This is a genomic window from Actinomadura sp. B10D3, from assembly GCF_039871695.1.
Lineage (GTDB): Bacteria > Actinomycetota > Actinomycetes > Streptosporangiales > Streptosporangiaceae > Spirillospora > Spirillospora madurae.
Genome location: NZ_JBDPLY010000005.1, coordinates 269,786 through 281,727 on the forward strand (window position 1 = coordinate 269,786; position 11,942 = coordinate 281,727).

Consider the following 11,942-nt stretch of genomic DNA (forward strand, 5'->3'; position numbering starts at 1 on the left):
GAACGGCATGAGCGCGTACCGCATCGTCCTCGTCGGCACCGACGGCTCCGACTCCTCGTTCCGCGCGGTCGACCGTGCCGCGCAGCTGGCCGCCGCCACCGGCGCCACGCTCCTGCTGGCCTCCGCCTACAGCCCCATGCCCGAGCGCGAGCGCGCCTCCGCCGCCGACCGGCTCGGCGACCTGGCGTACAAGGTGCAGGGGTCCACCCCCGCCGACGACGCGCTGCGGGCCGCGCGGGAGCGCGCCGTCGCGGCCGGCGCCACCGACATCCAGCAGGTCGCCGTCGAGGGCGACGCCGTCGACGTGCTGTCCAAGCTCGCCAAGGAGCGCGAGGTGGACCTGCTGGTGATCGGCAACCGGGGGCTCAACAGCCTCGCGGGCCGCATCCTCGGGTCCGTGCCGGCCAACCTGTCGCACCGCTCCCCCTGCGACGTGCTGATCGTCCACACCACCCCCAAGGGCAAGTGACCCGATCGTGACGTGGTTCCGCCGCGGGCGTACAGGGCGGGGTCTGCCCTGCGGAGGGGTGGGGTAGGTCACTGTCAGGACGTAGGCTGACAGCCACCGATCATGAGCGGGGCCCCCGCCCCGGGAATGACGGCCCCCGTCGGTGACGCTGTACCTGGGCGTCGGAAGGAGGCAGCGCGTGGTCGAGCTCGAAAGCGTGCCGGAACTCGTCGATCCTGTGCTCGTGGCCGCCTTTGAGGGCTGGAACGACGCCGGCGAGGCCGCCAGCGGGGTGATCGCCCACCTGGAGTCGACCTGGGAGGCGGTGCCCATCGCCGAGCTCGATCCGGACGACTACTACGACTTCCAGGTCACCCGCCCGATCGTGGAGATGACCGACGGCGAGACCCGCGGCATCACCTGGCCCACCACCCGGGTGTCGTGGGCGCGCCTGCCGAACGGCAAGGACGTCGTGCTGGTGCACGGGATCGAGCCGAACATGCGGTGGCGGTCGTTCTGCCGCGAGCTGGTCGGGCTGATGCTCGAGCTGGAGATCCGCAACGTCGTGCTGCTGGGCGCGCTGCTCGCCGACGCCCCGCACACCCGCCCGGTGCCGGTCACCGGCGCCGCGTCCGAGGCCGGGCTCGTCAACACCCTGCACCTGGAGCCCGCCCGCTACGAGGGGCCGACCGGCATCCTCGGCGTCCTCCAGGACGCCTGCGCCAAGGCCGACCTCGACACCGTGTCGCTGTGGGCCGCGGTCCCCCACTACGTCGCGCAGCCGCCGTCGCCGAAGGCCACCCTGGCGCTGCTGCGCCGCGTCGAGGACCTGCTGGACGTGACCGTCCCGCTCGGCGAGCTGCCCGAGGAGGCCCGCGCCTGGGAGCACGGCGTCAACGAGCTCGCCGAGGAGGACTCCGAGGTCGCCGAGTACGTCCGCACCCTGGAGGAGCAGAAGGACGCCACCGAGCTGCCGGAGGCGAGCGGCGACGCCATCGCCCGGGAGTTCGAGCGCTACCTCCGCCGCCGCGACCCCGGCTGATCCCCGGCGGCCCCGGCTGATCCCCGGCCGGCGGCTCCTCGGCGGCTCCGCCTCTGGGCGGCTCCGGGCGGGCGCGGCTACACTCGGTCGTGTCCGAGTCTCCCCGGCGATGGCCCGCGCACGCCGCGAAGTGCGCCCCCTCATGATCTCCTCTTTCCCGAAGGGCGGTAGCGCCCGGGGCCGGTGAGCCCCCGCCGGGCGGCCGCGTCGATCCGCGTCCGCACGCCGCGCGAACTGCGCCGCCAGCGCCGCGGCCGCGCCCACACCTGCTGGGACCACCTCGTCGTCGCGCCCCTGTGGCCCCTGCACGGCGCCAACCTCGGAACCCTGCTGCGCACCTGCGACGCCGTCGGCGCCTGCATGGCCGTCCCCCGGTTCCCGTGGGTGCCGGAGGCCCTCGACCGCGGCAACACCCTCCGCCGGCCCGCCTGCGTCCACTGGGTGCACGACCCGCTCGGCTGGCTGGAGCGGCAGCGCGAGGCCGGCTCCCGGGTCGCCGGCGTGGAACTGGCCGACGAGGCGGTGCGGCTCGCCGACCTGCCCGCGGCGCGCGTCCGGACGGTCGTGGTGCTCGGCCACGAGCAGACCGGCATCCCGCCCGAGGCACTGGACCTGCTCGACCTCGCCGTTGAGATCCCTATGGTGGGTACCGGCAGCAGCCTCAACGTGGCGGTCGCCGGTTCGCTGGTCCTGTACAAGCTGGCGGGCCTGCTGTGACCCCGCGACCGCCGACCGAAGGGAGCGCGGGACCTTGCCGGAGCCCCGGCCGCTGAACGAGCACGACCCGCGACGCCTCGGCCGCTACGCGCTGCTCGGGCGGCTCGGATCCGGCGCCCAGGGCACGGTCTACCTCGGCGAGGGCGACGACGGGCAGCGCGTCGCGGTCAAGCTGCTGCGGGTCCAGTTCGAGGAGGACGACACCGCGCGGGCCCGGTTCGTCCGGGAGGCGGAGGTCGCCAAGCAGGTCGCCCGGTTCTGCACCGCCCAGTTCCTGGACGCCGAGGTCGCCGGGGACAGCCCGTACCTCGTCAGCGAGTACGTCCCCGGCGAGGCGCTGAACCGCCTCGTCGCGCGGGACGGGCCGATGCGCGGAGGCGCGCTGGACCGGCTCGCCGTCAGCACCGCCAGCGCCCTCACCGCCATCCACCGCGCCGGGATCGTGCACCGCGACCTCAAGCCCCACAACGTGCTGCTCGGCCCCGACGGGCCCCGGGTGATCGACTTCGGGCTGTCTCGGGTGCTGGACGCCGCGAGCGCGGTGAGCAGCCGCGCCGTCGGCACCCCCGCGTACATGGCGCCCGAGCAGGTGTCCGGCGGGGACGTCGGCGCCGCCGCGGACGTGTTCGCCTGGGGGGCGACGATGGTGTTCGCGGCGACCGGGCGGCCCCCGTTCGGGTCCGACTCCGTCCCGGCGGTCATGTACCGGGTGCTGCACCACGAGCCCGACCTCGGCGCCCTGGACGGCGAGCTGCGCGAGCTGGTCGCGGCGGCGCTGGACAAGGACCCCGCGCGGCGGCCGACGGCGGCGCAGCTGCTGCTGCGGCTCGTCGGGCACGAGGACGCCTTCGAGTCGCCGCCGGCCGGGCCCGGCTCCGCCGGGCCCCCGCCCGCACCGCCGGTGCCCCCGCCGGACGGCACGGACGAGGGCGCGGCGGACGGCACGGGCGGCGACGGCGACGGCGACGGCTCCACGACGCTGCCGCCCGCGGCCACCGCGCCGAACCCCGACGGCGGCCGTCGCGGCAGGCGGCGGCTCGGCCGGGCGCTGGCCGCCGCCGTCGCCGCGGCCGTGGCCGCGGCGGCCGCGGGCGCCGCCGGGTACCTGCTGCTGGACCGGCGGGGCGGCGAGCCGTCCGGGACGGCCGGCGCCGGCGGCGGGCGGGTCACCGCGCCTGCGACGCCCGGCGCCCGCTCGCCCGCGTCCTCGCCGTCCCGGAGCCGGACGTCCCGGCAGCCGGGCACCACGGCGCCGGGCGGCCCTGGACAGGGCGAGGGGACGCGGCCCGGCGGCGGAGGCGGCGGCGGGCCGACGCACACCGACGACCCGCCGCCGGGCCCCGTCGTGCTCGGCTCCCCCGACCCCGGCAGGTACTGCGGGGCCCGCGGACGCGACGCCGAGTTCCGGTCCGGCGACTGGTACTGCGTCCCCCGCGGCTCCGACATCGGCGTCGACACCCCGATCACGATGACGCAGGTCTGCGCGGCGCAGTACCGGCCGGACGCCGAGGCGCGCCTCCGCGGCGACGCCGGGAGCCCGTCGGCCTGGGACTGCTACGTCATGGAATGAGGCGCCGCAGGTACCGGCCCCGGGTCGCGCACCGAGGTCAGAGCGCGACGCCGAGCAGGGTGTCGGCGATGGCCCGGGCCTGGGACGGGGCGGCGGTGTCGGTGCCGGCGGTGGCCGCCCAGGCGTCGACGGCCGCCAGCGCGGCGGGGGCGTCCAGGTCGTCGGCCAGGTGGCCGCGCACCGCGGCGGCCAGGTCGGCGGCGGGCGGGCCGGACGGGCGGGCCACGGCGTCGCGCCAGCGGCGCAGCCGCGCGGACGCCTCGTCCAGGGCCTCCGGCGTCCACTCCCAGTCGGCGCGGTAGTGGTGCGCCAGCAGCGCCAGCCGGATCGCCATCGGGTCGGTGCCGGCCTCCCGCAGCCTGGACACGAACACCAGGTTGCCGCGCGACTTCGACATCTTCTCGCCGTCCAGGCCGACCATGCCGGCGTGGACGTAGGCGCGGGCGTGGGGCCGCTCCCCCGTGGCGACCTGGGCGTGGGAGGCGCTCATCTCGTGGTGCGGGAACGCCAGGTCCGAGCCGCCGCCCTCGACGTCGAACGCCATCCCGAGGTACTCGATGGAGATCGCCGAGCACTCCACGTGCCAGCCGGGGCGGCCCTCGCCGAACGGCGACTCCCAGCCCGGCTCGCCGGGGCGGCGCGCCATCCACAGCAGCGCGTCGAGGGGGTCGCGCTTGCCGGGGCGCTCGGGGTCGCCGCCGCGCTCGGCGAACAGCGGCGCCATCTCCCCGCGGGTCAGGCGGCTGACCTGCCCGAACGCGGGGTCGGACGCGACCGGGAAGTACACGTCGCCGTCGACCTCGTAGGCGGCGTCCCGGCCGCGCAGCTTCTCGATCATCTCGACGATCAGCGGGATCGCCTCGACCGCCCCGACGTACTGGTCGGGCGGCAGGATCCGCAGCGCCGTCATGTCGCCGCGGAACAGCTCGATCTCCCGGTCGGCGAGCTCCCGCCAGTCCTCGCCGGTCTCGCGGGCACGTTCCAGGAGCGGGTCGTCGACGTCGGTGGCGTTCTGGACGTAGTGGACCCGGTGGCCGAGGTCGCGCCACACGCGGTTGACGAGGTCGAACGCCAGGTAGGTGTTGGCGTGCCCGAGGTGGGTGGCGTCGTAGGGGGTGATGCCGCACACGTACATCCGGGCGGTGTCGCCCGGGGACGTGGGACGCGACGTCCCCGTCCCGGTGTCGTGCAGGCTCAGCGGCCGGGTCGCGGCGGGCAGTCCCGCGTCGGACAGGCTCGGGACTTCGGAGGCGGGCCACGATCGCATACCGAAAGCTTATCCATGCGCACTTAACGGCAGGAATCCGAGATCACCCCGTCTGACCGGGACGGGGCGGCCGCCGGCGGAGGCCGTCAGCGCAGCCGCACGCGCGGGTCCAGGATCGAGCAGCCGATGTCGACGAGCAGGTTCGCGGCCACCACGAACAGCGTCACCAGCAGCGTCACCCCGATGATCACCGGGGTGTCGCCGAGCGCGATGGACTGCTGGACGAGCTGCCCCACGCCCTGCAGCCCGAACACCTTCTCGGTGACGATCGTGGAGCCGATCAGCACGCCGAGGTCGATGCCGAGCTGGGTGACGACCGGGGTCAGCGCCGCCCGCAGCCCGTGCCTCCATACGACGCGGCGCCGCGGCAGCCCCTTCGCCCACGCCGTCCGCACGTAGTCCTCGCCCAGCGCCTCCAGCATCGCGCCGCGGGTGAGGCGCGTGTAGGCGGCGAGCATGAGGAACGCCAGCGCGATCCACGGCAGGACCATCCGCTGCAGGAAGTGCTCCTGCAGCGGCGGCCCCGCCTCGAACAGGTGGACGCCGTGCCGGCCGGGCCCGGTCGCGCACAGCTGGAGCAGCGCCAGCGCCATCACGAACGGCGGGGTGGACAGGCCGATCAGCGTGACCACGGTCGAGACGCGGTCCCACAGGCCCCGCGCCCGGGTGGCGCTGAGCACCCCGAGCGTGACGCCGCCGGCGAACCACAGGACCGCGGCGCCGCCCACCAGCAGCAGCGTCGTCGGGAGCCGGGCGCCGATCAGGGCGGTGACCGGCGTCCCGTTGACGTAGGAGTCGCCGAGGTCGCCGCTCAGCAGCCGCCCGGTGAACCGCCAGTACTGGACGAGAACGGGCCGGTCCAGGCCGAGGTTCTCGCGGATCTGCCGCAGCGTGTCGGCGGTGGCGCGGGGCCCGCCGATGACGCGCTCCACCGGGACCGGCGAGACGTGCAGGAACACGAACACCAGCGTGGACACCAGCCACAGCACCACGGCCGCGTAGAGCAGCCGGCGGACGGCGAAGCGCGCCACGGGCGCTCACCCGCCCCCGGCGGACCGGTCGCCGCGCGGGTCGAGGGCGGCGCGGACGCCGTCGCCGAGCAGGTTGAACGACAGCGTGGTCAGCAGCAGCAGGACGCCGGGGACGGCGAGCAGCCACCAGGCGGTGCGGTACACGTCGCCGCCCTCCCCGAGCATCGACCCCCAGCTCGGCATCGGCGGCCGCACCCCGGCGCCGAGGAACGACAGCGTCGCCTCGAACACGATCGACGCCGGGATCAGCAGCGAGGTCAGCACGGTGATCTGCGCGACCAGGTTCGGCAGCAGGTCGCCGACCACGATCCGGGTGCGGGACGCGCCGAGCGCGCGGGCGGCCTCGACGAACTCGGCGCGGGTGAGGGCGATCACCCGGGCGCGGATGATCCGGCCGAACGAGGCGAAGGAGAAGAACGCGATCACCGCGACCGTCATCGTCAGGCTCGCTGCGGCCGAGCCGATCTGGAACGTGGTGGACAGCGTGATCGCGACGAGCAGGTACGGCAGCGCGAGGGTCATGTCCATCAGCCGGGCGAGGACGGCGTCCACGGCGCCGCCGGCGAACCCGGCGAGGGTCCCGGCGGCGGTCCCGGCGACGGCCGCGAGCAGGGCCGCGAGCACGCCGACGGCCAGGGAGATCCGGGCGCCGTAGGCGGCCCGGACGAGGACGTCGCGGCCGAGCTGGTCGGCGCCGAGCGGGAACGCGCCGCACGGCCCGCGGGGCTGCCCGCCGGCGTCCAGGCCCGTCTCGGGGAACGTCGCGTGGTAGGGGTGGCCGGTCAGGTGCGCCCACAGCGGCGCGAGCGCGGCGAACGCCACGATCAGCGTGAGGACGGCGAGGGCCGCGACCGCCGCGCGGTCGCGGCGGAACCGGCTCAGCGCGAGCTGGAACGGGCTGCGGCCGGGCACCGGGACGACGGGGCGGGCCTGCGGCTCCGGGGGCGGGGCACCGGGCCGGTCGCGCACCGGTGCCGGGCGTGCCGCTGCTGCCATCCGCCCTCCCGTGCGCCGGTGACCGGCCTCCGCGGGCGGCCGGCGCTCCGGCGAAGATCGCGTCGAGTAGCCAACTTAGCACCGTGAGTCATGCTCCGCAGGCACACTTGTCAGACCGGGCGTCACGCGTCCCTCACCGCACGCGCGTCCAGGCCTCCCCGACGCCGGGCGCGGCGCTGAAGTCGTACCGGACGCCGTCGCGGCGGATCGCGACGAGGCTGACCGACGTGGTGCCCCAGACGCGGCCCTCGCCGAGGTCGAGCAGCGGGAGCAGGGACCGGTGGTCGGCGCGGGGCAGCCCGTCGCCGTTCACCAGGGGCAGCCACGCGCCCCACGCCCACTCCGGCGGGTCCTCCGGCCCCGGCTCGGGGCGCGGCGCGGCGGCCAGGCGCGGCCGGAAGTGGGAGAGCCGCGCCTCCATGTAGGCGTCCTCGGTGTCGCCCTCCGGCTGGTCGAGGCCCTCCAGCCCGCTGTTGACGACCAGGTGCAGGCCGGGGCCGAGGTCGCGGGCGGTCAGGGTCCGCCCGTCCCAGCTCCACAGCCGCACCCGGTCGGGTTCGGCGGCGGCGAGGTGGAAGGGGTCGAAGGCGGCGAGGTCGGGGCGGCCGAGCTTGCCGTCGGCGGCGACGCGCAGCGGCAGTTCCCCGCGCGAGGCGCGGCCGTCCTCGGGCGCCATCGCGCCGCGGCCGTTCAGCACCACCACGGCGCGCGGCGCGTCCGGGTCCACGGCGAGCCAGGTGCCGCCCGCGCGGCGGTCGCGGCCGCCGATGAGGCCGGGCCGCTCGGGCCAGTGCCGGCCGGGCGGGTCCCAGTCGCGGGCGAGGAACTCGTCCCGCACGCCGACGAGGAGGACCGGGACCGGGGAGGACGGGTCGACACTGATGATCGCCGTGCACATGCCCCAATTGGAGCATTCCGCCCTTTCCGCCCGTCCGGCGGGGCGCGCGTTACCGGGCCGGGGTCACAGCGGCGGCCAGGGGATGGCGGGCCAGTCCTCCGGCGGGTAGGGGTGGATGCGGTGCTTGAGCATCAGCTCGACGCGCCTGCGGGTCGCGTCGACCTCGTCCGCGGTGAGCAGCTCGGCCAGCCGCGCGCCGAGGGCGCCGCCCCGCAGCTCCGCGTCGACCCGGCCGAGCACCTCCAGGGCCTCGGGGGTGAGGGGCTTGCCGCGCCACTGCCACAGGACCGTGCGGAGCTTGTAGTCGGTGGAGAAGCAGACGCCGTGGTCGCAGCCGTACACGTGGCCGTCGCCGGGCGGCAGCAGGTGCCCGATCTTGCGGTCGGCGTTGTTGACGACGGCGTCGAAGACGGCCATCCGCCGGATCGCCTCGTCGTCGGAGCGCGACAGCGCGACGAGGTCGATGTCGGGGTCGGGCTCCACCCACAGCTGGACCATGCCGGGCCCGTAGGGGCCGTCGCGGTGGACGGTGGGCGGGACGGTGCCCCAGCCCATCGCCTTGGAGACCTCGTAGGCGGCGACCTCCCGCTCGGCGAGGGTGCCGTCGGGGAAGTCCCACAGCGGGCGCTCCCCCGCGACCGGCTTGTAGACGCAGTTGGCCGACAGCCCGTCGTGCTCGATCGAGCAGTAGAGGGTGGCGTTGGAGGCCTGGACGAGCCGGCCCTCCACGGCGAGGCGCCCGGCCGACAGCAGCCGCTCGGCCGCGGCGGTGTCGCGCGGCGAGACCGGGCGGCCGCCCGTGCCCCGCCCGGCGACGTCGCCGGCGGGGGCACGGTCCCGGGAGGACTGCGTCATGCGCTCATTCTCCCGGCCGCGGCGTGCATGATCCAGTACATGTCAGCCGAGGTATCCGTTCTGCCGGGGGCACACGTGCCCCTCGGTGTCGAGGGGCAGGCCGCATAGGGGGCAGGGGGGCCGCCCCGCCGCGACGACCTTCAGCGCCCGCTCGGCGAACGCGCGGGCCTGCGCCGGGCTGATCCGGACCCGCAGCACCGCGATGGCGGGGTCGTCCTCGCCGACGTCGGGCTCCGCCTCGGACTCGGTGACCTCCTGCGCCTCGATCACGACCTGCTCGTCCTCGGGGTCCCAGGCCAGCGCCATCGTGCCGACCTTGAACTCCTCCTCGACGGGCTGGTCGAGGGGGCCGTCGTCCTGCAGCTCGGACGGGGCGACGGCCGGGACGGCGGCCTCGCCGCCGCTGCGCCGCAGCACCTCGTCCAGCAGCTCCTCGAGCCGCTCGGCCAGCAGCGTCACCTGGAACTTCTCCAGGCCGACGCTGGTGACGCGGCGGCCGGAGCGGGCCTGCAGGTAGAAGGCACGGTCGCCGGGCCGCCCGACGGCGCCCGCGACGAAACGCTCCGGCGGGTCGTAGGAGATGACGGGCATGACACCGACCCTACGCGCCGCCGCCGACGACCGCGTCACCCGGACCGGGCCCGCCGCCGCCGTCGCCCTCCGGCGGAGATTCGGGGACCAGCCCGGCGACATCGCCGCCGGTGTCGTTGACCCGCACCGCGAACGGGCGCGTCTCGGTGTAGCGGATGACGGTGAGCGACGCGGGGTCGGCCTGGATGCGCTGGAACTGGTCCAGGTGCAGGCCGAGGGCGTCGGCGACGACCGACTTGATGATGTCGCCGTGGCTGCACACGGCGTAGAGGGCGTCCGGGCCGTGCTCGGCGGCGATCCGCCCGTTCCAGTCGCGGACGGCGGAGACGGCGCGGTGCTGCGCGTCCGCCAGGGACTCCCCGGCCTCGCCGGGGAACCGCGCGGCGCTCGGGTGGGCCTGGACGACCCGCCACAGCGGCTCCTCGGCCAGCTCCTTGAGGGGGCGGCCCGTCCAGTCGCCGTAGCGGACCTCCCCGAACCGCTCGTCCGTCTCCACCTTGCCGGCCGGGCCCGCGCGGCCCGCCGCGATCGCCTCGGCCGTCTCGGCGCAGCGTTCGAGGGGGCTGGACACGACGGCGGCCAGAGGAAGGGACGCCAGGCGGGCGGCGAGCGCGGCGACCTGCGCCCGGCCGCGCTCGTCCAGGCGCACGCCGGGCGTCCAGCCGGCGAGCACCGGGCCGGTCATCGCGGTCAGGCCGTGCCGGACCAGGAGAAGCGTCGTCACAACGGCCACTCTAGGAGATCACCGCGGCCCGTTCGCGTCCCGGATGCGGGAGAATGCGAGGTGTGATCGTCGACAAGGCCATCTACGCGAGCGGCCGGCGCCACGACATCGACGGCGACATCAGCGACGCCTTCGATGCGGCCCGCGCGGGCGGCGACTGCTTCCTGTGGATCGGCCTGTTCGAACCCGACGAGGACGAGTTCGAGCTGGTCAAGGACGAGCTGATGCTGCATCCCCTCGCCTCCGAGGACGCGGTCTCGGCGCACCAGCGGCCGAAGATGGAGCGCTACGACGACACCCTGTTCATCGTGCTGAAGACGCTCGCCTACATCGACGAGACGTCCGACATCGAGGTCGGCGAGATCATGGTGTTCCTCGGCCGCGACTTCGTGGTCACCGTCCGGCACGGCGCCGGGAACCCGCTCGGGCCCGTCCGCAGGCGGCTGGAGGAGTCGCCGGAGCTGCTCAAGCACGGCGCCACCGCCGTCCTGTACGCGGTGTGCGACGAGGTCGTCGACCGGTACGGGCTGGTGGCGCACGAGGTCGAGGTCGACATCATCGGGCTGGAGCGGGCCGTGTTCGACCCGGGCGCGCGGGACGTCACCGCCGACATCTACTCCCTCAAGCGGGAGGTGCTGGAGTTCCGCGGCGCCGAGGACCCGCTTGTCCCCGTCCTGCAGGAGATCGTGAAGGGCCGGGTCGCCGAGTGCGGCACCACCCGCGAGTACTTCCGCGACGTCCTGGACCACCTGCTGCGCGTCGACGAGCAGGTCGACGCGCACAACGAGCTGCTGAACAGCGTGCTGACCGCGCACCTGGCGCTGCAGGGCAAGCAGCAGAACGAGGACATGCGCAAGATCTCCGCGTGGGCGGCGATCATCGCGGTGCCGACCGCGATCGCCGGGATCTACGGCATGAACTTCGACCACATGCCCGAGCTGCACTGGAGCTTCGGATACCCGCTGGTCCTGGCGGTGATGGCGGTCGCGTGCGTGCTGCTGTTCCGGCGGCTGCGCAAGAGCGGCTGGCTCTGAGCGGCCGGCCCTAGCCGCCCTCGCCGGGAGCCGCGTCCGGAGCGGAGGGCGCCTCCGGTGCGGCGGGCGCGGGCGCGGCCAGCAGGACCGCCCACAGGTGCGACTCGGCGCCCCGCTCCTCCAGCCGGCGCCGCATCCGCTCGACGCCGCCGCGCGTGGGCAGCACCAGCCACACCAGCAGCGGGTAGCCGAGCACGAACGCGGCCGCGAACACCAGCTCGCTGTGCCCGACCATCGCCAGCGGCAGGCCCAGCAGGATCACGCCCTCGGCGAGCGCGAACCGCACCAGCACCGCCTGGCGGAAGGCCATCAGCACCGCCGGCGGCGCCGCCTCCGGGCCGGCGTCCGGCGGGATCGGGCGCGGCACCCGCGGCCCGGCCACCAGCACGGACAGCGCCGCCGCGACGGGCGGGAGGAACAGCCACGGCGACACGTCCTCGGAGCCGTCCTCCACGATCAGCGGCGTGAGCGCCAGGATCAGGACGGGCGCCGCGAGCAGGGCCAGCATCATCAGGCGCATCCGGCCGAGCACGGTCTCGCTCCGCAGCGAGGCGAGGTAGCCGGGGTCGTCGGAGGGCCCCGCGCCGAACACAGGCGCCATGTCGGGCCCGCCGTCGCCGTCCGGCGACTTCGGCGAGTACATCGAGAACGGGGGTTGCGCCATGGCTGCGCACTCTAGCCGGGCCCCGGCCCCGGCAATAGACCTCACCAGGATCTTCGCGGGACGCGGGGGCCGGGACGCGGCCGGTCCTCGCTTTCCGCCGCGATC

Annotated in this window: 13 protein-coding genes; 5 read left to right on the plus strand and 8 right to left on the minus strand. The window is 75.4% G+C overall.

Going from position 1 to position 11,942, the window contains the following annotated elements; translation table 11 throughout:
• The first annotated feature begins 7 nt into the window (after nucleotides 1-7).
• From ABGB11_RS11965 to ABGB11_RS11980, 4 genes are all read left to right on the plus strand, one after another.
• Complete coding sequence (locus tag ABGB11_RS11965; RefSeq protein WP_347631848.1) at nucleotides 8-469, plus strand: universal stress protein; 462 nt, start codon at nucleotides 8-10, stop codon at nucleotides 467-469.
• A 178-nt stretch (nucleotides 470-647) separates the two neighbouring features.
• Entirely contained in the window at nucleotides 648-1,490 is an 843-nt protein-coding gene (locus ABGB11_RS11970) for a PAC2 family protein (protein WP_347631850.1), read from the plus strand.
• Nucleotides 1,491-1,673: 183 nt separating this feature from the next.
• Nucleotides 1,674-2,207, plus strand: coding sequence for a TrmH family RNA methyltransferase (locus ABGB11_RS11975; RefSeq protein WP_347631851.1), 534 nt, complete (start codon nucleotides 1,674-1,676; stop codon nucleotides 2,205-2,207).
• A 34-nt stretch (nucleotides 2,208-2,241) separates the two neighbouring features.
• On the plus strand, nucleotides 2,242-3,777 hold the full coding sequence (locus ABGB11_RS11980; RefSeq protein WP_347631853.1) for a serine/threonine-protein kinase: 1,536 nt from the start codon (nucleotides 2,242-2,244) through the stop codon (nucleotides 3,775-3,777).
• A 37-nt stretch (nucleotides 3,778-3,814) separates the two neighbouring features.
• Here the strand turns inward: ABGB11_RS11980 and mshC are convergent, their stop codons facing one another.
• From mshC to ABGB11_RS12015, 7 genes are all read right to left on the minus strand, one after another.
• Nucleotides 3,815-5,044 carry a cysteine--1-D-myo-inosityl 2-amino-2-deoxy-alpha-D-glucopyranoside ligase gene (gene mshC / locus ABGB11_RS11985; RefSeq protein WP_347631855.1) on the minus strand — a complete coding sequence of 410 codons (1,230 nt, stop codon included), beginning with the start codon at nucleotides 5,042-5,044 and terminating at the stop codon, nucleotides 3,815-3,817.
• A gap of 86 nt (nucleotides 5,045-5,130) precedes the next feature.
• Nucleotides 5,131-6,075, minus strand: coding sequence for an ABC transporter permease (locus tag ABGB11_RS11990; protein WP_347631857.1), 945 nt, complete (start codon nucleotides 6,073-6,075; stop codon nucleotides 5,131-5,133).
• A gap of 6 nt (nucleotides 6,076-6,081) precedes the next feature.
• A complete protein-coding gene (locus ABGB11_RS11995) occupies nucleotides 6,082-7,071 on the minus strand; it encodes an ABC transporter permease (protein WP_347631859.1) in 990 nt (329 codons plus the stop codon).
• A gap of 133 nt (nucleotides 7,072-7,204) precedes the next feature.
• Nucleotides 7,205-7,969, minus strand: a complete 765-nt coding sequence (locus tag ABGB11_RS12000) for an NRDE family protein (RefSeq protein WP_347631861.1) — start codon at nucleotides 7,967-7,969, stop codon at nucleotides 7,205-7,207.
• A gap of 63 nt (nucleotides 7,970-8,032) precedes the next feature.
• Nucleotides 8,033-8,824: an SCO1664 family protein gene (locus ABGB11_RS12005; protein WP_347631863.1), complete on the minus strand. Its 792-nt coding sequence runs from the start codon at nucleotides 8,822-8,824 to the stop codon at nucleotides 8,033-8,035.
• Between the two features lie 42 nt (nucleotides 8,825-8,866).
• The gene (locus ABGB11_RS12010; RefSeq protein WP_250355649.1) at nucleotides 8,867-9,415 is read right to left on the minus strand and encodes a DUF3090 domain-containing protein; all 549 of its coding nucleotides are present in this window, start codon (nucleotides 9,413-9,415) and stop codon (nucleotides 8,867-8,869) included.
• Nucleotides 9,416-9,425: 10 nt separating this feature from the next.
• The gene (locus ABGB11_RS12015) at nucleotides 9,426-10,139 is read right to left on the minus strand and encodes an MSMEG_4193 family putative phosphomutase (RefSeq protein ID WP_347631865.1); all 714 of its coding nucleotides are present in this window, start codon (nucleotides 10,137-10,139) and stop codon (nucleotides 9,426-9,428) included.
• Nucleotides 10,140-10,192: 53 nt separating this feature from the next.
• Here ABGB11_RS12015 and corA point away from each other — a divergent pair, with 53 nt between their 5' ends.
• Nucleotides 10,193-11,173, plus strand: a complete 981-nt coding sequence (gene corA / locus ABGB11_RS12020) for a magnesium/cobalt transporter CorA (RefSeq protein ID WP_347631867.1) — start codon at nucleotides 10,193-10,195, stop codon at nucleotides 11,171-11,173.
• A 10-nt stretch (nucleotides 11,174-11,183) separates the two neighbouring features.
• Here the strand turns inward: corA and ABGB11_RS12025 are convergent, their stop codons facing one another.
• Nucleotides 11,184-11,837: a hypothetical protein gene (locus ABGB11_RS12025; protein WP_347631869.1), complete on the minus strand. Its 654-nt coding sequence runs from the start codon at nucleotides 11,835-11,837 to the stop codon at nucleotides 11,184-11,186.
• Nucleotides 11,838-11,942 lie beyond the last annotated feature (105 nt).